This window comes from Clostridium minihomine (assembly GCF_900240385.1).
Lineage (GTDB): Bacteria > Bacillota > Clostridia > Oscillospirales > Acutalibacteraceae > Faecalispora > Faecalispora minihomine.
The window spans coordinates 756,388-777,860 of the sequence record NZ_OEQH01000001.1 but is presented as its reverse complement, the minus strand read 5'-3'; the positions used below and the strand labels follow the sequence as shown (position 1 = coordinate 777,860).

The 21,473-nt window shown below is 46.9% G+C and carries 20 protein-coding genes and 1 tRNA gene; 8 read left to right on the top strand and 13 right to left on the bottom strand.

Going from position 1 to position 21,473, the window contains the following annotated elements; genetic code table 11:
* From C1A02_RS03710 to C1A02_RS03690, 5 genes are all read right to left on the bottom strand, one after another.
* A complete protein-coding gene (locus C1A02_RS03710) occupies positions 1–1,539 on the bottom strand; it encodes an aldehyde dehydrogenase family protein (RefSeq protein ID WP_101696892.1) in 1,539 nt (512 codons plus the stop codon).
* A gap of 43 nt (positions 1,540–1,582) precedes the next feature.
* Positions 1,583–1,885, bottom strand: a complete 303-nt coding sequence (locus C1A02_RS03705; RefSeq protein ID WP_101696840.1) for a BMC domain-containing protein — start codon at positions 1,883–1,885, stop codon at positions 1,583–1,585.
* A 24-nt stretch (positions 1,886–1,909) separates the two neighbouring features.
* Positions 1,910–2,206 carry a BMC domain-containing protein gene (locus C1A02_RS03700; protein ID WP_101696839.1) on the bottom strand — a complete coding sequence of 99 codons (297 nt, stop codon included), beginning with the start codon at positions 2,204–2,206 and terminating at the stop codon, positions 1,910–1,912.
* A 99-nt stretch (positions 2,207–2,305) separates the two neighbouring features.
* Complete coding sequence (locus tag C1A02_RS03695) at positions 2,306–2,572, bottom strand: hypothetical protein (RefSeq protein WP_101696838.1); 267 nt, start codon at positions 2,570–2,572, stop codon at positions 2,306–2,308.
* 1 nt (position 2,573) lies between these two features.
* Positions 2,574–3,680 (bottom strand): DMT family transporter, encoded by a 1,107-nt coding sequence (locus tag C1A02_RS03690; protein WP_101696837.1) that lies wholly within the window; start codon positions 3,678–3,680, stop codon positions 2,574–2,576.
* 680 nt (positions 3,681–4,360) lie between these two features.
* Between C1A02_RS03690 and C1A02_RS03680 the strand changes: the two genes are divergently transcribed.
* The gene (locus C1A02_RS03680) at positions 4,361–5,659 is read left to right on the top strand and encodes a mechanosensitive ion channel family protein (protein ID WP_101696835.1); all 1,299 of its coding nucleotides are present in this window, start codon (positions 4,361–4,363) and stop codon (positions 5,657–5,659) included.
* Positions 5,660–5,782: 123 nt separating this feature from the next.
* Here the strand turns inward: C1A02_RS03680 and C1A02_RS03675 are convergent, their stop codons facing one another.
* A complete protein-coding gene (locus tag C1A02_RS03675) occupies positions 5,783–7,408 on the bottom strand; it encodes a SulP family inorganic anion transporter (RefSeq protein WP_101696834.1) in 1,626 nt (541 codons plus the stop codon).
* Between the two features lie 397 nt (positions 7,409–7,805).
* Positions 7,806–7,881: transfer RNA gene (locus tag C1A02_RS03665), tRNA-Gly, on the bottom strand.
* 471 nt (positions 7,882–8,352) lie between these two features.
* On the opposite strand from C1A02_RS03665, the gene C1A02_RS03660 reads away from it, so the two are divergent.
* Positions 8,353–9,378, top strand: coding sequence for a DnaD domain protein (locus tag C1A02_RS03660; RefSeq protein ID WP_101696832.1), 1,026 nt, complete (start codon positions 8,353–8,355; stop codon positions 9,376–9,378).
* Between the two features lie 7 nt (positions 9,379–9,385).
* Positions 9,386–10,375 (top strand): ATP-binding protein, encoded by a 990-nt coding sequence (locus C1A02_RS03655; RefSeq protein ID WP_101696831.1) that lies wholly within the window; start codon positions 9,386–9,388, stop codon positions 10,373–10,375.
* A 74-nt stretch (positions 10,376–10,449) separates the two neighbouring features.
* On the opposite strand, the gene C1A02_RS03650 is transcribed toward C1A02_RS03655, so the two are convergent.
* The 6 genes from C1A02_RS03650 to prfB are packed head-to-tail and all read right to left on the bottom strand — an operon-like array spanning position 10,450 to position 17,628.
* Positions 10,450–11,532: a glycosyltransferase gene (locus C1A02_RS03650; protein ID WP_101696830.1), complete on the bottom strand. Its 1,083-nt coding sequence runs from the start codon at positions 11,530–11,532 to the stop codon at positions 10,450–10,452.
* Entirely contained in the window at positions 11,529–12,614 is a 1,086-nt protein-coding gene (locus tag C1A02_RS03645; RefSeq protein ID WP_101696829.1) for a glycosyltransferase, read from the bottom strand. The genes C1A02_RS03650 and C1A02_RS03645 overlap by 4 nt, the downstream gene beginning before the upstream one ends.
* Positions 12,611–14,026 (bottom strand): oligosaccharide repeat unit polymerase, encoded by a 1,416-nt coding sequence (locus C1A02_RS03640; RefSeq protein WP_101696828.1) that lies wholly within the window; start codon positions 14,024–14,026, stop codon positions 12,611–12,613. The genes C1A02_RS03645 and C1A02_RS03640 overlap by 4 nt, the downstream gene beginning before the upstream one ends.
* Positions 14,027–14,029: 3 nt before the next feature.
* Positions 14,030–15,178: a leucine-rich repeat domain-containing protein gene (locus tag C1A02_RS03635; RefSeq protein ID WP_101696827.1), complete on the bottom strand. Its 1,149-nt coding sequence runs from the start codon at positions 15,176–15,178 to the stop codon at positions 14,030–14,032.
* A gap of 23 nt (positions 15,179–15,201) precedes the next feature.
* Positions 15,202–16,485, bottom strand: coding sequence for a lipopolysaccharide biosynthesis protein (locus tag C1A02_RS03630; protein WP_101696826.1), 1,284 nt, complete (start codon positions 16,483–16,485; stop codon positions 15,202–15,204).
* Between the two features lie 15 nt (positions 16,486–16,500).
* Positions 16,501–17,628 carry a peptide chain release factor 2 gene (gene prfB, locus C1A02_RS03625; RefSeq protein WP_101696825.1) on the bottom strand — a complete coding sequence of 376 codons (1,128 nt, stop codon included), beginning with the start codon at positions 17,626–17,628 and terminating at the stop codon, positions 16,501–16,503.
* A gap of 262 nt (positions 17,629–17,890) precedes the next feature.
* Here prfB and C1A02_RS03620 point away from each other — a divergent pair, with 262 nt between their 5' ends.
* The 5 genes from C1A02_RS03620 to rpsR all read left to right on the top strand — a co-directional run bounded on the left by C1A02_RS03620 (position 17,891) and on the right by rpsR (position 21,336).
* Positions 17,891–18,994 (top strand): RING finger protein, encoded by a 1,104-nt coding sequence (locus tag C1A02_RS03620; protein ID WP_101696824.1) that lies wholly within the window; start codon positions 17,891–17,893, stop codon positions 18,992–18,994.
* A 43-nt stretch (positions 18,995–19,037) separates the two neighbouring features.
* Positions 19,038–19,913 (top strand): UTP--glucose-1-phosphate uridylyltransferase, encoded by an 876-nt coding sequence (locus tag C1A02_RS03615; protein WP_101696823.1) that lies wholly within the window; start codon positions 19,038–19,040, stop codon positions 19,911–19,913.
* Positions 19,914–20,197: 284 nt separating this feature from the next.
* Positions 20,198–20,554 (top strand): 30S ribosomal protein S6, encoded by a 357-nt coding sequence (gene rpsF / locus C1A02_RS03610; protein ID WP_101696822.1) that lies wholly within the window; start codon positions 20,198–20,200, stop codon positions 20,552–20,554.
* Positions 20,555–20,559: 5 nt separating this feature from the next.
* Entirely contained in the window at positions 20,560–21,024 is a 465-nt protein-coding gene (locus C1A02_RS03605) for a single-stranded DNA-binding protein (protein ID WP_101696821.1), read from the top strand.
* A gap of 51 nt (positions 21,025–21,075) precedes the next feature.
* Positions 21,076–21,336, top strand: a complete 261-nt coding sequence (rpsR, locus tag C1A02_RS03600; RefSeq protein ID WP_101696820.1) for a 30S ribosomal protein S18 — start codon at positions 21,076–21,078, stop codon at positions 21,334–21,336.
* The last annotated feature ends 137 nt before the right edge of the window (positions 21,337–21,473 follow it).

Here is a 21,473-nt window from a genome sequence, read left to right as displayed (position 1 = left end):
TTACCTCTTTTCTTCACTTGATTTGCTTTCTATCGTTTTCTGTGTATTCATACCCCTTAGTTCCAGAACCATCTGCTGTAAAAGCGCTTGCAGTGCCTGCGATTTTTGCAAATCCAATTCCGGTAAATTCCCCGAATCCCCGGGGAGATCCATGTGAGAAACCATCTGCTGCCGGAATTGCTCTGCGCTGCGCACCCCATAGCCCACTTTGCGCACATAAATCAGATTCATGGGGGAAACATTGTCTGAAGTAATTCCCGCTCCCGCTGCCCCGCTGCCCAGCGTCATTGCCGGGAATAAATTCGTGGTGGCGCCCATACTGCCAAAAACAGCCGGCGTGTTAACCAGCATTCTGCCCACCGGTTTTTTCAGGGCAAATTGACGAATCACCTCTTCATCTTTGGAATGAATCACCAAAGTGTGGCCGGTTCTTTCGCTCAGAAGCAATTCGATGCACTTTTCACAGGCATGCATCCAGTCGTCCTCCACATAATAAGCCAGAACCGGACAAAGCTTTTCTTTGGAATAAGGATTTTGGTCAGAAACATACTCCTGTTCTGAAATCAGCAAAACCACGTCTTTCGGAACAAAAAACCCTGCCCGCCTTGCCAGCTCCTGCGCGGATTTTCCCATCAGTTCGGGGTTGGCGCTGCCATCCGAAAAAAACAGCAATTCCCCCAGCTTCTGCGCTTGCTCCTGCGATAAAAAGTAACCGCCGCGTTTTTTCAGTTCCCGTTTTACCTGTTCTGACACACAGCTGTCCACCACAATGGACTGCTCTGCGGCAGAAACGATTCCATGGTCAAAGGTTTTGCTGATGATGATATCTTCCACCGCCCGGGGAAGATCCGCTGTGCGCTCAATAAACGCAGGTCCGTTCCCATTTCCGCCGTAAATCACCGGTTTTCCGGAATGAGAAGCATCGGGAAGCATTCCCGGCACACCGGTATTTAAAATCAGAGAAATCGCCGGGTGGTTCATCAGTTCTTTGGTTCCGGCGGGAGTAACCAAATGCAGATAAGACAGCGCGCCCTCCGGCAATCCGGCCTGCTGTGCTGCTTCTATCATGATGTCTAACACCCGGGCAATGCTTTCTTTTGCCCGCGGATGCGGAGAAAACACCACCGCATTGCCGGATTTGATTCCAATCATGGTTTTATAAACCGTTGTGGAAACCGGGCTGGTTGCCGGACACAACGCAAGAAGGACGCCCAGCGGAACCCCCACATCCATGGTTTTGTTCTGCGTATCCTCCCGAATGATTCCCACACAGCGCATCTCACGCAGTTCGGCGCGCAAACGGGCACAGACAAACCGGTTTTTCACATATTTGTCCTGCCACACGCCATAGTCCGTTTCTTCACTGGACATCTTCGCCAGATCCAGCGCATGCTTTTCCACTTGCTCTGCAATAGACTCGACAATCGCGTCCAGCTTTTCCTGCGGAAAGGCAGCCAGAATCTTTTGCGCATCCCGGGCATTTTCCGCCAAAATTCGAGCTTCCTGTATGGAAAGCAAATCGTGGTCAATCATGTTCATCGTTCTTTTTTCCATTTGTATAACCCCTTCTCAAGGGCATCCGTCACGCAAGTAAAATATCAAAAGAATAACGCGCGATGATTTTTCCCAAATCCGGATGCGGCCTTGCAATGACAACGGAACTGTATACATCGGCCCCCATGTCCTGTACCGCCTTTACTCCGGCACAAACGGCGGCTTTGCACGCGCCTACGTCCCCTTTCACCAGAACAGAGATATAACCGGAGGCCACGTTTTCGTACCCGATCAGTTCCACATCAGCCGCCTTGCACATGGCGTCTGCGGCCTCTAATACAAAGACCAATCCAAAGGTTTCAATCAGCCCCAGGGCTTCCATTTTGTCCATACGTCCATTCCTTCCTTATTGGCACTATTTGTCAATATCGTGTACGGAAACAATATCGCCGACCCCTTTGATTGGGCGCGGCATCACATTATGAGCCGTCAGCTTGCCAATGGATGCGGCGGCTTTTGCCCCTGCCTCAACCGATGCCCGAACTGCTGCTACGTCGCCTTTTACCATAATGGTGACCAGTGTGGAACCCACGTTTTCATAAGAGATCAGCTCTACATCGGCGGCTTTGAGCATCTTATCCGCTGCTTCCAGCGCCGGAACCATTCCTACGGTTTCCACCAGTCCCAAGGCTTCCTCTCCATAATATCTCACACACCTATCCTCCTTTTTTGTATTGGGATTTATTGTTCTTTTTTATTTGATTCAAGCAAAGACAGTTTTCTAACGAAACTGCCTTTGCCTGAAAAATGATCAGTCCGGAATATATTGGTTAATGGTCGCTGCGCCTTCCTCATGAGCCTGATAATAAACCTTCAATTCTCCGTTTGCATCCAGTTCATATCTGGTTTCCTGCAAAAGCCCGTTGGCCTCGGCTGTCATAATTGCTTCAATAACCGCTGGCTTTTTCAGCGCCTTAAAATTGCCATATTGCCCCTGAAGAGCTTGAATGACATCATCTGCGCAAGCCTCATTTACTTTTGTAAAATGTTTCAGAATCGCATAGTTAAGTGGTTTCATCTTAATTTGCCTCCTTCTTTCTGAACAGATCCAGCGGATTCATAGCAATCAGCAGAATGCCCATTACCATAACAACAGCCGCTGCCCAAGCAATCGGAGGAATCGACCAGCCTTCGTGCCCAGCCATAACGCCCAGCACCAGCCAGCAGAAGAACGGGCCCCAGAAGGAATAAGCGCCGTTACATGCCATGCCCAAAGCAGCACCGCACATGCTGTTGCCCTTATACCACAGGCTATAAGCAAACAAAGCAAAGAAACCGCTGACAACAAACCAGCGAATAGCTTCAAAGCTAGTCACTGCCTGAACCACCAATTCCCCGGAAAGTCCAACACCATTGCCGGAAATAATTCCGAACAGAGGCAGCAGAATAATCAAGTTAGAAAGGCCGGAAGTGCTTTGACGAATGGTGATACCGATTTCAGAATCGATCATTGAAGTGCCATAACCGGCCACACAGCCTTCCATGCCCCAGCCAAAAGCGGCAATCAAAGCAATACAGATTCCCAGAAGGCGTCCTTCGGGAGCATCATCACCCATGCTGGTGCTGCCAATCATAAAGCTGGCAGTTACGCAAACAAGGATACCGCACATCATACGAACATTGAGCTTCTGCTTAAACAAAATTCGTCCCAAAATAGCGCCGATTGCCGGGCAAAGAGCGGTAATCGGAATGACGATGGAACCTGCCATCTGAAGCGCTACCACATAAGCTGTGCTGGAAATGGGGCCGCCGATTAAAGCCGCGGCAATCATTACTTTTCCGGGCTTCGTTTTCAAGGTACGGAAGAAATCCCCCAGCTTGCCCTTAATTGCGGCGATACCCACGCACCAAATGGCACTGATGGTATCGTTCAGTGCGCTGCCCAAAGCGCCCAGCATATAGGTGACGACGAATGCGGACAAAGCCGCGTTCGGGCTTCCCCATTCCACCCAAATACCACTGGCCATACCCAGCGTTAAAAACGCAGAATAAAGGCCGTAGCAAATACCGGATAGAATCGCAACACATACGCCCTTCTTAAAAAATTGATTGGATAACTTTTGTTTTTCCGCCTTCGCAGCCGTCTGGTCAGAAACTGCCGCCACGGTTGCTGTCACTTCGCTCATAAGTTCATTGTCCTCCCCTTATTTTGATAAGATATTTTGTAACTACCTTGCTAAAAAGAGTCCGCTTGGGGTATCCCCAATTTCTATGTATGATATAATCATAAACAAAGCCGATACTGTTTCATGGTAGAAATCGTCTGTCTTTCCTGTAAAATATCCTTGTATTTTTTTCTCGAATTGCATTTTAGTTATCTTTTAGCATTAAACGTAGATCACACCGCTGTCATTCGTCTAAGAACCCTTTCGAAATTTGGTTATTATGCTGCAAATTTGATTTATGCTGCGACTGGAAAAAATACAAGAAACCTTTTGGGAGCATTGATCGGTAAAACACCAATGGCAAAAAATCAAATTCTGCCGAACCACATCAGGGTTCCGGAAAAGATCTTGTTTGACGATTTTTTCTAGTTGGTTCACAGAGCGTTCTGTTTCGCGTGCTCCCAGCGGTTGATCATTTTCTGTAAAAATGGAGAAGCAGGGCATGTTCCAATCATTTTCAGAGCATCTTTCAAAAAAGAAAATTCTTTTGACAAAATTTCTGTGATATGCTAGGTTTAGAATATTCGATTATCTCTAGCTAAGGCCGGAACTATTTGCCTTTTCTAAATAGAGAAGGGACGCATAATCGGCTGCTAAATTTTTTCTGCGCGGATCGCAGAGAACGAGAGGATGGTTTTTGCATGCGGGAACTGTTATTGCAATGGTTTATAGAGATTGGCCTGTCGGACTCCACCGCCGGGCATATGTCTACATTATCTATGATTGCACTGGTTGCGGTGCTGTGTGTGGTTGGAAATTTACTGGCACGCAAGCTGTTGTCTCAAATTGTGGGACGGATTACAAAAAACAAAAAATACAGATGGGATGATAAAATTTTTGCAAACCGTCTTCCCCATCGTCTTTCCCATTTAATTTCGCCGCTGATCATCGGTTTTTTTGCCGATGAATTTCCGATTCAGCGGGATTTGCTGAACCGCTGTCTGTCCGCCTATATTATCATTGTTATGCTTTTTATTATGGATGCCGTCCTGTCTGCTGTGGATGACATTTATCAGGAATATGAAATTTCTAAAATTCGACCCATCAAAGGATTTTTACAGGTAATCAAAATTGTTCTTTTGATCATCGGCGGTATCATTCTGTTCGCCACTCTAAGCGGTCAAAGCCCCTTGGTGCTGTTGGGCGGCATCAGTGCCTTAACCGCAGTGTTTATGCTGGTGTTTCAAAACGCGATTCTGGGCTTTGTGGCTGGAATCCAGCTGACCTCAAACGATATGGTTCGCATCGGCGACTGGATTGAAATGCCCAAATACGATGCCAACGGAACCGTTCTGGAGATTTCTCTTTGTACGGTGAAAGTGCAAAATTTTGACAACACCATTACCACCATCCCGGCCAACGCGCTAACCAGCGATTCCTTCCGCAATTGGCGCGGCATGCAGGAAAGCGGCGGCCGCAGGATTATGCGCTCTATTCATCTGGATGTGAACAGCATTTGCTTCTGTACGCCTCAAATGCTGGAACACTTCTCTCAAATCGAATCTTTAAGAGAATATCTTTCGGAATGCCAGACAAAATCTATCTTCGCCTGCTCGAACCAAAATCCGGTTCCCGGCGAACCATTCAGCGAAAATCGTCTGACCAATCTGGGTTTGTTTCGGATGTACATCACTCAATATCTGCAAAAGCATCCCGGCATTCATCAGAATATGCCGCTGATGGTGCGTCAGCTGGAACCTCAGCCGGAAGGAATCGCACTTCAAATTTATGCCTTTGCAAACAGCATAGAATGGCCAAAATACGAAAGTATTCAATCTGAAATTTTTGAGCATTTGCTGGCCATAGTGCCCACATTCGGCCTGCGCGTATTCCAAAGTCCAACTGGTCACGACCTGAACCACTCTCTTTTGGCATCCCCTCCCCACAAAGAAAACAGCCAGCCTTGTGCCCCTATCACCGCACCTGAGGAAACCTCTTAATCAAACACAAAGCTGTGCAAAAGCGAGTAAGTGATGCGCAAATGTTTGAAAACATCTTTTTATAAAACAAAAAGCCCCTGTCTGCAATCATAAAATTGCAGGCAAGGGCTTTTTTCTTTGTCTTTATTCGTCCAGATGAGATAAAATTGCATCCTTCGCATTGAAATAATAGGAATCCTGGCCAACCACATCGGTGATTCCGGCACGATCCAGCATTTCTTTAACCGACGGCTGAATGCTGGAAAACAGAATGGTGACCCCTTCCTTTTGCCGCTCCTGGCAATATTCCAAAAGAAAAGCCACCGCCGAAGTATCCACAAAAGGAACGCCCCGCATGGACAAAATCAGCACATCACCATCCGCTTTCGTCAGTCCCGATTCCAGCTGTTCCAACGAACCGAAAAACACGGCTCCCGTAATATAAATCACCTGAATGTGCCGGCTGGCTTCTGACGGAAGCTTCATGCGTTTTTTATCCAGTTCGCTGACGGAAACCTGAAGGCTGGAAATGCGAACCACAAACAGCGCAATCGAAAACAGCACACCAGCCGCAATTGCGATGGTCAAATCAAACAATACGGTGGTCAGCATGGTCAGCACAAATTTAGAAATTGCCCCTTTAAATTTATGGCTGAATAAATACCGAATGCTCTCCCACTCATTCATGCGCCAGGCGGTTACCATCAGCACTCCCGCCAAAGCGGCCATAGGAATCCGAGACATGAAAGGACTTAATAAGAACATAGAAAGCAGCAGAACCACGCCCTGAATCACACCGGTCAGGCGGGTTTGGCAACCTGACTTAATGGCCACACTGGTGCGCGCAATGGCGGCTGTTGCCGGCACGCCGCCCAAAAAGGGTAAAATCAGGTTGCCCACCCCCTGAGCCACCAGTTCCCGGTCTGCGTTCATACGCTCCCCTTTCATGCGCCCGCCTGCCGCACCGCACAACAGGCTTTCAATCATGCACAGAACCGCAATACTGACCGCGGGCAGTAAAATAACATCCAGCTGCATTTGCGTTAAAGAGCCGATGGTTAGGCGGCTGCTATGTACCAAGGTTTGCGGGATTGCCCCCACCGTATCCACCGGAAGCTCCAGCAAAACAGCCAGAACGGTAGCCGCAATGACTCCGGCCAAAGATCCGGGCACCCGGGAACCCCATTTTTTCGGCCAAAAGGCCATGAGTGTAATTACAAAAAGTCCAATTCCAAGTGCATACCAATTGGGAGAAAATCCACCTTGAAATAGATGAACAACCCGCCCCAAGGCATTTTCCCCGGTTAAAGGAACCCCGAATAAGTTCCCCACCTGACCCAGTGCAATAATCACAGCAATGCCCGAGGTAAAGCCCGAAATAACAGGGGAAGGAAGAAAATACACCAGGTTCCCCAAACGAAAAAGCCCCGCCAATATCAGCAAAAGTCCAGCCAATAAAGACGCAGCAAATAAGGTGTTTAGTCCATAACGAGCCGCCAACGGCACCAAAATTGCCGTCATAGCTCCTGTGGGGCCCGAAATCTGAAAGGATGCCCCCGAAAGAGCCGAAATAACAAAAGCGGAAATAATGGCAGTAATCAGGCCGGCAGCGGCATCTGCCCCGCTCCCCACACCAAAGGCCAGTGCCAAAGGCAGCGCCACAGCCGCCACAGTAATCCCCGACAGAAAATCCTTACGCAATTTTCCGGGACCATATCCATGAAATTCTCTCTTTAAATCAGTCGCATAATCCGTCACCAAATGAAACAATAGACTCCCTCTTTCTCATACTTTTCGCTAACACTGAAACCTTTAGGATCATAGCAAATGCCTGGGTGTATGTCAAATGAGGTACGGTAGGTACTCTTCACACAGCCTGTCTTTTAATGATCAAAAACAGCAAAAGCCCGGCCCTTCTCTTTTGGCGAAAATAGACGGTTTAAGCGGCCAATCAAATTTTCATGCCTGTCTTTCCCCCGTGTTTTCTCTTTTGTTTGCCCAAGTATTTTAGAAGAACCCCCAACCGAAGGATTAAAAAATTTTACCCCTATGGGAGCATCTCTCATCCCCAATCATTTTCCGGCCTAAAACCAATCCAATGATTTGTCAGATTCCCATTGTGATCAAAAAACGGTGAATTTCATACTGAAATTCACCGTTTTTCTTTTGGAGCGGATGACGAGGCTCGAACTCGCTACCTCCACCTTGGCAAGGTGGCGCTCTACCAGATGAGCTACATCCGCAAGCAACTGCGAGAGTTATTATACGACAGAATTCGCCCTTTTGTCAATAGATTTTTCCAATTTTTTTCTATTTTTTTATTTTATTCAATTTATCTTCTCAAAGGGACTATTCCCTGATGGACAAAATTATGTTATAATAACCTCACGGCATAACCGAAAATAAAGCTTTCGTTCCCTATAAAAGAATGTGGAATGATAGCTTGCACTTTCGCACAGGAAAGTTTACGCCGCAAAATAGGTTTTCTGTTCTGAAATTATATCATAAACCAGTTATCGTTTGGTTTTAAATAGCTTTGTAAAATAAAAGAAATGACATCATTCCTTTCTTCAGAAAAATGAAACGTATGTCATGTCTTTTTTTATTGTTTGTGTTATACTGAAAAATAGATTTTGGTGCTATAAAACGCCCGGAATCCATCCAGTATTGTGTATTGCCGCATCATCCGGCGCATGTGTATAAAGGAGTTTATCATGTCTTTTTCCATTCATCCAAGTGCCTGGAAAGCGGTTTTTGCCGTTCCCAGCACTCTTGTCGATACGCATATCAAGCTGGCTGGCTCTGTCCAGCTGAAGGTTCTTCTGTGGGTTTTACGCCACGCCGGGGAATCCTTTACGCATCAGGACATTGCGGGGGCTCTGGGAATCAGCGCACCCGATGTACAAGATGCCATGCAATATTGGATTCAAATTGGCCTGGCCACAGAAACCGGACAAGAGGCTCCTTCTCCGGAAAACAAAACACCGAATCTTCCGCCTGTCAGCGCCGCCCCACACGAAGAACCACCTATTTCGGCTCCTGCCGTCTCCCCTGTGGAACCCCCGGCTGCTCCGCGCCGGATTCCAAAGCCAGACGGAATCTTTATTGCGGAACGGGTTAATCAGTCGGCAGAAATCCGCTTTTTGATGCAGGAAGCCCAACAGCTTTTGGGGCGTCCCCTCTCCCCCGGCCTATCCTCGGCACTGCTTTCCATCCATGACGATTACGGCCTGCCGGTGGATGTCATTGTAATGCTTCTGCAATTTGTCAAAAGCAAAGGGAAAGATAACACCAGTTACATAGAGGCTGTTGCCCGCGACTGGGCACAGGAGGGAATCACCTCTCACAGCAAGGCCGAAGAAAAACTGCGCAAATTAGATGAAATCAACCGAGCTTGGAAGAAGATTGAACAAGAACTGCGGATTTCGCCCCGCTCCCCCAGCCAACGGGAGGAACAGTATGCCAACCGCTGGCTTTTGGAATGGAAATTTTCAACCCAAATGGTACGCGAGGCATACGATCGATGTGTCGATGCCACAGGAAAGCTAAGCCTAAGTTATATGAACCGAATTTTGGAGCGCTGGCAAAAAGAAGGAATTCTGACCACCCAGCAGGCCGCCATGGAGCAACAGGAAAAAGCGGCCGTGCGCAAAAAAAGCCAGCCTCAGAATACCACATACGACATCGAGGAATACGAGCGTATGAGCGCGCAGGTTCCAGAAACCTTTGGAAAGGAATGACCCACCAATGGCCTATGGCAAAGAAATCTATAAAATTGCCTTTGGGATCCTCAACAACCGTCGGATCAAAGAAGATGAGGCGGCAGAGGAACGGCGAAGCGCCTTTCACCTGATGTACCCCCGCGCCCGGGAAATTGAGCGCCAGCTGGCCTCAACCGCCATTGCCGCCGCCAAGGCGGTATTAAATGGCAGTGACACCGTAACAGAGCTGAACCGTTTGAAAGTGGAAAACCTGTCTTTGCAAAGGGAACTGGATCAATTGCTGCAAAGCGCCGGGCTGGATCGAAATTATCTTCAGCCGCACTACCAATGCAAAAAATGCGGCGACACCGGCTATATCGACGGAAGAATGTGCAGCTGCCTGAAAGAACTTCTGCGAAAAACGGCATACCAGCGGCTCAACGAGATGACCCCTCTTGCCCTGTGTTCCTTTGACAGCTTTTCTTTGGATTATTATCCGGAAGCCCCACAAAAAGAAGGGGAAATTTCCCCCCAAAAGCAGATGGAAAATATCCTGCGTTATTGCCGGAACTATGCCCGGGATTTTTCGCTGGAGTCTTCCAGCCTGATTATGCAGGGCGGCACCGGTTTGGGAAAAACCCACCTGTCTTTGTCCATCGCCAACTCGGCAGTTCAAAAAGGCTTTGGGGTGATTTATGTGTCCTCCCAAAACATGGCCACCAGCTTGGAACGGGAGCGTTTTGGACGCGGAGAACAGGATGAGGACACCAACGCCTTATTACTGGGCTGTGATTTATTAATTATGGATGACTTGGGAACTGAATTCGCTACATCCTTTATTGATGCGGCAATTTATAATATCGTGAATACCCGACTGATGGCCGGGCGCCCCACCATCATCAGTACCAATTTGTCGTTCTATGAACTGCAAAAACGCTATTCCGAGCGCTTTGTGTCCCGGATTATCGGCAGCTATGTTCGCCTGACCTTTTTAGGCAAGGACGTGCGCCAGCAAAAACGGATGAAAAACAATTAAAACTAGCATTCAAAAGCGCGTACTACGGATGATTCCGCAGTACGCGCTTTTTTAATTTCATTGAGGAATTCGTTCTATTGAGAAGCACCGGACGCGGCCGCTTTGTATACCCGTTCCATTTGCTCCACATTTTGTTCAAAATCATACAGCTTTAAAACCCGTTCTCGGCCCGCCTGCCCCATTTTGCGGCGCAGTTCAGTATCCTGATAGAATCGCAGCAAATGCTCCGCCATGGCCTCCTGGTCGCCCACAGGAGCCAGGTAACCGGTTACCCCATCCTCTACCGTTTCCAGAAATCCGTCCACATTGCTCGCTATCACCGGAATATTGCAGGCCATCGCTTCCACGGCAGAAACACCGAAGCTTTCGGAACGGCTGGGCAGGCACACCACATCCATATTGCTCAGCACACGAGGAACTTCCGTATTGGACACGGCCCCGCACAAAAATGCTTTATCAGATAATCCCAGCGAATCAATCAGCTGCTGGTATTCATCCTTCTTGCTGCCTTTGCCATAAATGTTCAGGGAATATTCCCCGCCTTTCGGCGCCTTCTGTAGAAACAAAGCAAAGGTGTGAATCAGTTGATCAATTCCGTAAACATCCTCTAACGCTTTTACCGTCCCCACACAAAAACCCGTATGCTCCTGTGGCTGCGGAGTAAACAAAGAGCAATCCACCCCAAAAGGCGTGATCCAAATCTTTCGCCGCTCCCCAAACACACGGCGAACCTGATCGGCCATCACATGGCTGGTAGAAGCCAAAACATCCGCCGCTTTTAGGTTGGCACGAACCAAAAAGCGGTGCAGCGGGCTTTTCAGTGGAAATTCATACACATCACTGCCCCACACCGAAAGCACCAGCGGGTGGACTTTCGCCATGCGCGCCAGCGTTCCGTAACCGCTGGCATAATGGGCATTCACCACATCCGGTGCAAAAGATCGAATATCCCGGCGCAGTTCTTTGCCGTTTGTAAAATAACCGGCAAAGCCACCCTTTTTTAAATACACCACTTCCACAGAGGAATCGATGTTTTTCAGTTTATTTTCATGATCCGGTAATGAATACAGGCGAACGGTATGTCCTTTTCGGCTGAGGGCATTCACCCATTTCACCGTATGGCTGGAGCCGGCTGCCGATACAAATGCAATTTTCATACCTGAGCCTCCCCCTGATCGCCGCCCAAATCCTGCAAAACTGTTTTGGCTCGGTCCATCCAAAGGTTCCCCTCCACAGCATTGACGGCACTTTCTGCACACCGGGCATACAGTTCCGAATCGCCTAGAATCTGAGCCACTTTTTCTGCAAAGTCTTCCGGGTTATTTTCACAAACCAGACCCAAAGAATATGTTTCAATAAACTTTTGTGTTTCAGTACAGTTAACCGCCACCATGGGCAAACCGTATTCCAAATACTCCATCAGCTTCACTGAAAATGCAAAATCATTGTATGCATTCTTTTCAATGGGGTATAACGCCAAATCCGCCTGTGCATACAACGGAGCCAGCTCTTTTGCACCAGAGGCATGAACCACATTCAGCCAAGGCTGATGCAAATATTCTTCGCCAATATAACTGACCGCCTGCTGACGGCACACCAGCGTTAAGGGATACTCGCCATTCTCGCCGCGATTGAGCTGTTCAAAGGCTTTGAGCAACGTATCCGTCCCATATCGCTTGGAAACACCACCCACATAAATGCTGCGGCGGCCGGGCACCTTCCCGATTTTGCTGTCATGGCTTCCGGTACAAGCCGGGGGCAAAAACGCCACTTTGGGAAAGTCAAAATATTTTGCCATACTCTCGGTCGGCAAATAAACCAAATCGGTGTTTTTCTTTAAAAAGCGGATATCCCGTTCCGACATCCAATGAATCACATGCTGTTTCAGGCTCTTTTTGCCCGGAATAAAAATTTCGTCAAAACGAAAAGCAGCATCCCGGTAAAAATATCCCATCGGAATTCCCATTCGGTGTATCCGACGAAGCAGCTTGCGATCAAAGCCGTGAAAAATCGGCCCGGAAGGACTTTCTACATAACAAAAATCCGGACGGGTTGCATCCAACCAGCGGTTTATTTCTTCCACCGCTTTTTTCCGCTCTGCCCTTTTGTTCTGCTGCGTCTGCAAAAGCTTCACCTGACACCCTAGTGCCAAAAAAGCCTCGTGCATTTTCTGCGGACGCACGGAAGAACCCGATTTGAAATCGCCGAAGTCGATATAGGTTACATACAAAATATTCATACCTTGTTCGCCGCTTTCTTTTCTTTTTCCTCTAATTTTTCCATCAGCCTGTGCAATTTTGCCGGCAAACGGGGAGAAACTTTTTGCCAGATTATCGGGCCAAAATACCCCCATGCCAACAGGAACAGCAAAAGATAGGTTTGAAAATTATAAATAAAATCCACAAAACCGCCTTGTGTCGCCAACGCCATTCGGCTGGTCAGCATTGCAGTGAGAGCCAGATTATAAGGTGTTTTGCGAAGCCGGGTAAACACATAGAACAAAAGGCCCATCAGCAGCCCCATGTAAACCATGGACAGAACCATTCCCCAAAAGCCGAAATTGGCATAGGCTTCTCCAATGTAAAAGGCATTCATCACGCCCCCGGTGCCGTCATACACTTTCTCCGATCCGTAAAAATCCATCACCAGTTTTGCGGAACGAAGATGTCCCCCTTCAATTCCCAGCAAATTCAAAGCGGTGGGAGACAGGCTGCGCCCATCTAAAAACGGAAAAATGGTTGGGAACAAATCAAAATGCATGGTTAAGGTTCCCACCTGAGTAAACAGCGTTCTGCCGATGGGGCCGTTGTAAAAATTACTGTCACCAGAAGCAAAGTTATACCCCATTTTAATATAAATAAAGGCAATAAACGAAGCCATGACAGCACCGAAGCCAAACACCATTTTCCGGGAAATACCGCCCTTTGCATACATCAAAATCAGCAGAAGTACAAACAGGTAAAACAGAACCGGAGACTTTTCAAAATTGATGGTAACAGATACAATTGCCGCACCTACCAGAACAAAAGTCAAGGCCCACCACCAGAATTTTTTCAGCACAATGGCATAGGCAAATGCTACATAAGACAAAAGCGGCAAAAATAACCCGATCAGCAGGTTTTTCACATAGCTGTTGATGATAACAATGTGAGAAATCCGCTGCCGTTCCACACCAAACTCAAATCCTGCGGGAGTGCGCACCAAGCGCAAAAGCGGAAAATAGCCGATTTTAATAATATAAATCAACAGCATCAGGCAGCACACAAAGCCGATGCCCGCGGTAATATAAAAAGCCAGTCTTTCTCGATCTACCGTCACGCTTTTCTTTAAATAGCTATTGTATTGGTGCTTAATATCAATACGAAAAACCCGATACAGCACCAATATGGTCAGTGGAAATAAAATAGCTGAAAGCAAAACGCTGTAAAACATCAGGTCATAGCTGTCTGCAATCGTGATGTACTTCATGGTGTAATGATTGCGATCACCCAAATACACCATGGCAGCACCAATATAAGTTTGCAGTAAAAACAGGTACATGATATACGATATCAGATTGATTTTTCCAATATTCAGCGTTGCCGATGCCTTTTTGAACAAAAACAGAGAGAGCAAAAGACCAAAGACAACGATTAATTCTTTCCAGATCATTGCTTAATCCTTCTCCTCAAAGCCATATTTTTCGTTCAAAAGATATTGTTTGGTAAGCAGATCTCCATTGCGGAAATGTCCCTGTAAAAAGCGGACTTTTGACCGATCAAAATTTGCATCTAAGAAAATAGAATTGAAATCGGGCAATGTTTCCAATACCGAAATGTCTTCTATATCGGTAAACTGCATTTTCAGAACCTGAAGCTGGGTGTTAGCCCGCAAAGGTTCAATCGAAGATATGTTATTCAGGCTAATGGAAAGCTCTAAAAGCCAAGGATATTTTGTAGCAAAATTCACATCTGTCAAACAGTTAGAAATTACACTGAGCCGTTCCAACACCGGCAGCTCGCCCAAATCGCCGATTTGGGTTAAAGAATTGCTTTCCAGCGAATATTCATATAGATTCTCCATTCCGGTTAAAGGCTTGACGGCGGTCAGCCGGTTAGAAGTCAAATTCAGAATATTCAGCTGGGACATGCCAGAAAACACACTGTTATCCATAATTCGATTGCGGGAAAGGTTTAAAATCTTTAAATTAGTCAGCTTTGCCACATCGGGGGTGACTCCGGTAATAGAGTTACCCGACAGGTTGAGCTCAATCAGATTTTTCAGGGAATAAATCGGAGACATGTCCCGAATATAGTTCCCACTGAGAGACAGCTTTTGCAGTGTACTGATTTTTCCGATGGGCGTTGCATCTGTAATTTGATTGTTGGATAAATCCAAAGTTCTAAGGTGCTGTAAATCTTGTAATGCGCTCACATCAGTCAGCTTGGCAGAAGAAATCGTCAACTGCGACAAAGCCTTAAAATACTGCAAATCCTGAATGTCTTTAATCGGCACATTCTGAATGGTCATGATGCTTATTTTTTCTACATCCACATCGTAAATATCGTCTTTGGGCCGCTCCAGCAGTTGGCGGACTTCCCGCTCCAGATTTTCGTCATGAAACTCAATCTTAACCGCTTCCTCGTTGATGATGTCATCATTCATCAACACATGATAGACATTCTGATAGGTGTTGATGCCCAGAAAAAATAGGGCAACCACCAACAGTGCCAAGGTATAGGTAAACGGTTTATTTACTTTCATATAGTCTGTCATCTGCTTGCCACGCTCTCTCAGGCGAAGCTTACTCTGTTTCTTTTGCATTGTGTTACCTCTCACATCTCAACTCATTTTGCGTTTCTGACAATATTTCGGCAGAAACGATAGAAAATCAAATAAGCACATGCCATCGGCAGGGATGCTGCCAGTAAATACTGCGGGAATGTCATGGGAATGACGAAAGTCAAAAGCGACGGAACCGATACGGTAGCCAACAGGAAGAACTGCCAGACCATCGTGGCTTTTTGGCGGCCCAGCGCAATGGCGCTGTTGGTCAAAGGTGTAACGATAAATCGCACCATAAACAACGGAACCAGATATTTCAGGTATTCCGGAATCGGAGCCCATTCCGGCCCCAGGAACCAGGGGATAATCGGGTCGCCCCACAGCAAAAGGAATCCAAACGGGAGTATGGATAAAATAGTCAGCCATTTGGTCACCGTGGCAAAGGTCTTGTTCAGCTTTTCACCATTGTGCTTATCCGCAGCAGCGCCCCGCAGGAACACTTGGGAAACCGCACTGGAAACCGCCATAGACGGCAGCCCCAACAGCGTATTAATCTTGCTGTAATAGCCGCTCATTACCTGACCATACTGTATGGGAATAAACAGGCCAATCATACTTAGCGATAAACTATTCGCCATAGCACTGGGCAGCATATATTTGGGGTATACCGCATTTTTACGGGCAACCTTTTTGAGGAAAGGCGATCGGAACATGGAACGATGAATCCGGCCTTTCAGGGTCATTACCATCCGGAAATTACCAAAGAAATAAGATAGGAACTGGCCGATAATCATCCCCCAATAGCTAGCACCCAAATAGCCCAGAATAAGTTGGGTAGCGATCATTACCGAAACGCGAATAATATTGGCGGCAGAAATTACTTTATACTGTTCATGCCTTACATTAAAATAGTTCAGCGCTGTGGTCAACCCGCAAATTAAAGTGGTCAGCGGAACCATCCAAAGGGTATTTTCTGCACCACTGGGCATATTAAACAGGGCTCCTAGCTGCGGAATAAAAGGCCACATCACAAGGCCAATAAAGATCGAGAAAAGTACTGCCAGTTCAGCGCTGAGTACAAAAGCACCGCCCGCTTCCTCATCACTATCCGCCACCACAATGGCGTAATCATACCGGAAGCAGGCGATTTGCTGTGTAATATTGGTAATTACCACATAGGTTCCGTAAATTCCTTGCAGTTCCGGCCCATACATACGCGACAAAATCGGCATAAACGCAAAAGGCAGCAGCACTTGTGCGACTGCCGTTCCGCCGGTTAAAACCGCAACATTTTTTAAAAACCGATTTTTTTTCAGGGAATTTAACTTAGATGTAAAAAAAGACAAATCACGGCCCCCTATTTATTCAATATTCTCACCCAATGTGCCCAAATTCTGTGCTTTCAGGTAAGCGTTGATGAAACCGTCAATATCGCCATCCATTACAGCATTGATGTTCCCCATTTCAAAGCCTGTCCGATGGTCTTTTGCAAGGGTATAAGGCATAAACACATAGGAACGTATCTGAGAACCCCATGCGATCTCCTTTTGTTCCCCTTTAATATCCTCAATCTTATCCAAATGTTCACGTTCTTTAATTTCAACCAACTTAGAGGTCAGCATTTTCATGGCCACCTCACGGTTCTGGAACTGGCTGCGCTCCACCTGACACGCCGCCACAATTCCAGTGGGAATATGAATTAGGCGAACCGCAGAAGAGGTCTTGTTAACCTTCTGCCCGCCCGCGCCGCTGGCACGGTACACCTCCATGCGGATGTCTTCCGGATTGATAACCACCGAAGTATCACTGTCGATTTCAGGCATTACTTCCAAAGAAGCAAAAGAGGTGTGCCGACGGCCGGAAGAATCAAAAGGCGAAACGCGAACCAAACGGTGAACACCGGCCTCGCTCTTTAAAAAGCCATAGGCATTCATGCCTTCAATTAAAATAGATGCACTTTTCAGCCCGGCTTCTTCCCCATCCAGATAATCCAGCGTTTTCACCTGAAACCCATGGCGCTCGCCCCAGCGGCAGTACATCCGGTACAGCATAGCTGCCCAGTCCTGCGCCTCGGTTCCGCCCGCGCCCGCGTGAAAGGTTAAAATCGCATTTTTTGCGTCATATTCTCCCTTGAGCAGCGTTGTCAGGCGCAAAGCTTCCATGCCGGATTGAACTTTTTCCAGTTCTTCCTGCGCTTCAGGCAAAAGGGAAAGATCTTCTTCCTCATTCGCCAGCTCTACCAGTGCCAAAGCATCTTCCCGCACGGCGCAAAGCTTCTCATAAGAGGCTATTTTATTCTTTAGTGCGCTGGATCGCTGAAGGATCTTCTGAGAACGCTCCATATCATCCCAAAAGCCCGGCATTGCAGCCCGCTCATCCAACTGAGAAATCTCTTGTTTCATGCTTTCCAGCCCTAACGCGTCTGCCAAATCATCCAGATCCGGTTTCAGGCCTTCCAAAGTTAACTGTAGTTCCTCAAATTGCAGCATCCGTACCATCCTTCTATCACAATAAAGGTATTTTGTCTTTACACAATAATAAAATATTATAAGGTATTTGTTGGCGAATGTAAAGAAAAAACCACCTCTCCCTCGGGCATAGTCTATGAACGTACTGAAAACTTATGCAAGAAATGATTGCAGTTTCGCGTGGAATTAGGTACAATAGTCTTTAATAACGACAACAATAAAAAGTTATTTTACATGGTATCAGATCAAATTTAGAAGTTACAAGCACAGGAGGCTTTCGAGCATGAAGTATATTGGTATCAAGTGCCCGGTCTGTGAACAGCCCTTTCAGGCGGAAGACGACGTTGTTGTCTGCCCGGATTGCGGAGCACCTTACCACCGGCATTGCTATGAAAAAGAAGGAAAATGCCTGTTTTCGGATACACATAATACCGGAACTGTTTGGACCCCGCCAACCCCGGAACCAACACAGGAACATAACAGCGAAACTGCCTGCGCAGTATGCGGCCGTAACAACGCCCCAGACTCGCTTTTTTGCAGCCAGTGCGGTTCTGCGCTAAAGCCGCAGAATCCCCATGCGGGGCAGCCTTATTCGCAGCAGGGGCAGGTTCCCCCTCAGGGCAACGTTCCCGGGTACCAAAATCCGTATCAGAATACGGGATATCAAAACCCGGGTGCTCCCGTCCCCCCCGATCCCAGGGCATTTCCATATCAAAACGGTTTTCCGCCGCAAAGCGGAGCCCCTTCCCCTTTTAACCCCATCACCATCACGTCAGATGAACCGCTGGAAGAGGGCGTTACCGCAGGGGATGTGGCCAAATACGTTCAAAATAACTCCCCTTATTTTCTTACTGTATTTTTCAATATTAAAAAAAGAAATAAAAGCCGTTTTAGCTTTTCCGCTTTTTTATTTTCCGGCGGCTGGCTGCTGTATCGCAAAATGTATAAACTCGGCGCAGTTCTCCTGTCGCTCATGGCTTTGCTTTTTATCACCAACACAGTGGTGTCACTGAATTATGCTACCCCTTTGCTGATTCAGCTGTATGAACAGGCCGGTGTCAGTGTTGCCGCCTATCCCAGTTACGAAGAACTGATACGGGTGACCGAATTAGTGTATCAGTTGGATGCGGGAAGTATTTTTCTTTTGTTTACCCCGCTCATCACCGTAGTATTGCAGCTTAGCATTATGCTCTATTGCGGAATCAATGCCAATCGTCTGTATTATAAGCATAGTATAGAGAATATCCGTTGTCTTCGGACACAATATCCCATACAGGCAGACTATGACAAAGCTCTTCAGGAAAATGGGGGCGTCAATGTTTCTTTGGCTCTTTGTCTGCTGATTTGTTATTCTATCATCATTTATTTACCGAATTTTTTAAGATAATTTTGACGCTCCCCACTCAATACTATAGGTAGGAGGGAATCCTGTGAAAGTAACAAAAGCTGTTATTCCGGCGGCGGGACTGGGTACGCGTGTCCTTCCTGTCACAAAATGTATGCCAAAAGAGATGCTTCCGATTGTCGATAAGCCGGCAATTCAATATATTGTGGAGGAAGCCGTGCAGTCAGGCATCACCGACATTCTAATTATTACAAACCGGGGCAAGAGCCTGATTGAGGATCATTTTGACCGGGTTCCGGAACTGGAAGCCCACCTTTCGGTGGGAGGAGCAGAAAAAGAGGAAACACTAAAAGAGATCATCGATATTTCCCGCCTGGCCAATATTTATTTTATCCGGCAAAAGGAAACCCGCGGTCTGGGGCATGCAGTCAATTGCGCCCGTTCCTTTGTGGGAAATGAACCCTTTGCTGTTTTGTACGGGGATGATGTGATCATTGGCGATGACCCAGCCTGCGGCCAACTGATTCGTGCTTATGAGGAATTTGGAAAAGGTGTTCTGGGTGTAAAACAGGTGGCACCAGAAATGATTGGCCGGTACAGCTCTTTAAAGGTAGAAAAGCTGCGAGACAATCTTTTCACCTGTACCGACATGATTGAAAAACCCTCACCCCAAGAAGTGCTGTCCTACTATTCTATTTTAGGGCGCTGTGTGCTGCCGCCCGAGATTTTTGACATTCTGGATCAAACCCCGCCGGGTACCGGCGGAGAGATTCAGCTGACAGACGCCATGTGCGTGCTGGCCAGAAGCCAAGGCATGACGGCTGTGGACTTTATTGGAACCCGATATGACATGGGCAATAAGTTGGGGATTATGCAAGCCTCGGTGGAAGTAGCCTTAAAACATCCCGAAATCGGAGAATGTTTTCGCACTTATTTAAAAGAGGTTGCCAAAAGGTTATAAAAAGACACAAGAAAGAGGGTATACCGCGGTATGCTCTCTTTCATTTTGTAACACAAAACATGCTGATAATCAAAATGCAGCATAGAATCATTTCTTTTTCCTAATTAGCACGAGATAACTTGTCTTTTACCCAGATTGTTTGTAAAAACAACTTGACTCGGCATAGTTACACTGCTATAATTAGTCCGTTAAGCTGTTCTTGCTGGTCAAGCATAGCTTATCATAAAAAATTCCTTGCTCCAATTGAAACATTGGGGCCAAAGTCCAGAAGGAGGTGCAATCAAATGCCAGATGTAAAAAATGCTTATGAAACCGTATTCATTCTTTCCACAACTCAGGGGGAAGAAGCGGTTGCTGCAAACGTTCAGAAGTTTAAAACTCTGATCGAAAACAACGCTACCATTGACGGCGTCGATGAGTGGGGCAAGCGTCGCCTTGCATACCCCATCAACAAGCAGTTCGAGGGTTACTACACCTTGATCAATTTTACGAGCTCTCCCGATTTTACCGCGGAGTTAGACCGTATCTACAAGATCACTGACGGAGTCCTTCGTTCTCTCATCATCAGAAAAGAAGTAAAGAAAGAAAAGCCGAAAAAGGTTGTTGAAGTCCCGAAAACTGAAACTGCTGAAAGAGAGTGATTGATATGCTCAATGTAGCTGTATTGATGGGCAGGCTGGTTGCCGACCCAGAGCTTCGTCACACTCCCAATGATGTTGCTGTCACCAGCTTCACGATTGCGGTAGACCGTTCTTATGTCAAGTCCGGCGCGGAACGTCAAGCCGATTTCATTGATATTGTTGCATGGCGTTCAACAGCGGAGTTTGTATGCAAATACTTCCGCAAAGGGCAGTTAATTGCGGTTCAGGGGTCTATTCAGACCCGCAGCTACCAAGACAAGGACGGAAACAAACGCAAGGCTTTTGAAATTGTGGCGGATAATGTTCACTTCGCAGAGTCAAAACGCGACAGTGGTACATCCGGCTCTGGGTATAGCGGCAGCAATTATGGTGGCCGCACCGAAGCTCCCAGTATGCCCGCCCCTGCCTACACCAGTGGAAACACCGGTGATTTTGAGGAAATTCCCACAGACGACGATCTGCCGTTTTGATTTCCTCAGGGATTTACTTTATTTTTTGATTGAGAAAAGGAGGCTTTTAGCATGGCGGATAGAAACGATCGTCCCGAGCGCGACAATCGTCGCGGCGGACGCAAAGGACGCAAAAAGGTTTGCAGCTTTTGTGTAGAAAGAATCGATACTATTGATTATAAGGATGTAGCTAAGCTGCGTCGTTTTATTTCTGAAAGAGCAAAAATTTTGCCTCGCAGAGTAACCGGCACATGCGCACATCATCAGCGTGAATTGACTGTAGCAATCAAACGCTCTCGTCATATCGCACTGCTGCCCTTTAGCAGCGACTGATTTAAAGTGTTGTATCAAAAGAGGAAACGAATTTTTCGTTTCCTCTTTTTTTATTGTTCTATCAATCTAAAAATTAAAATTTTTTATTGAAAGAAGATTTTTCTATCAAACAAAAAACTACTAAATTCGGCCTAAAA

Coding starts and splice junctions, on each gene's coding strand:
- C1A02_RS03660 (WP_101696832.1), top strand. CDS start 8,353: ATGTCTTTTTCCATTCATCCAAGTGCCTGGAAAGCGGTTTTTGCCGTT.
- C1A02_RS03690 (WP_101696837.1), bottom strand. CDS start 3,680: ATGAGCGAAGTGACAGCAACCGTGGCGGCAGTTTCTGACCAGACGGCT.
- C1A02_RS03620 (WP_101696824.1), top strand. CDS start 17,891: ATGAAGTATATTGGTATCAAGTGCCCGGTCTGTGAACAGCCCTTTCAG.
- C1A02_RS03655 (WP_101696831.1), top strand. CDS start 9,386: ATGGCCTATGGCAAAGAAATCTATAAAATTGCCTTTGGGATCCTCAAC.
- C1A02_RS03680 (WP_101696835.1), top strand. CDS start 4,361: ATGCGGGAACTGTTATTGCAATGGTTTATAGAGATTGGCCTGTCGGAC.
- C1A02_RS03640 (WP_101696828.1), bottom strand. CDS start 14,026: ATGATCTGGAAAGAATTAATCGTTGTCTTTGGTCTTTTGCTCTCTCTG.
- C1A02_RS03645 (WP_101696829.1), bottom strand. CDS start 12,614: ATGAATATTTTGTATGTAACCTATATCGACTTCGGCGATTTCAAATCG.
- rpsF (WP_101696822.1), top strand. CDS start 20,198: ATGCCAGATGTAAAAAATGCTTATGAAACCGTATTCATTCTTTCCACA.
- C1A02_RS03710 (WP_101696892.1), bottom strand. CDS start 1,539: ATGAACATGATTGACCACGATTTGCTTTCCATACAGGAAGCTCGAATT.
- C1A02_RS03605 (WP_101696821.1), top strand. CDS start 20,560: ATGCTCAATGTAGCTGTATTGATGGGCAGGCTGGTTGCCGACCCAGAG.
- prfB (WP_101696825.1), bottom strand. CDS start 17,628: ATGCTGCAATTTGAGGAACTACAGTTAACTTTGGAAGGCCTGAAACCG.
- C1A02_RS03650 (WP_101696830.1), bottom strand. CDS start 11,532: ATGAAAATTGCATTTGTATCGGCAGCCGGCTCCAGCCATACGGTGAAA.
- C1A02_RS03635 (WP_101696827.1), bottom strand. CDS start 15,178: ATGCAAAAGAAACAGAGTAAGCTTCGCCTGAGAGAGCGTGGCAAGCAG.
- rpsR (WP_101696820.1), top strand. CDS start 21,076: ATGGCGGATAGAAACGATCGTCCCGAGCGCGACAATCGTCGCGGCGGA.
- C1A02_RS03695 (WP_101696838.1), bottom strand. CDS start 2,572: ATGAAACCACTTAACTATGCGATTCTGAAACATTTTACAAAAGTAAAT.
- C1A02_RS03705 (WP_101696840.1), bottom strand. CDS start 1,885: ATGGACAAAATGGAAGCCCTGGGGCTGATTGAAACCTTTGGATTGGTC.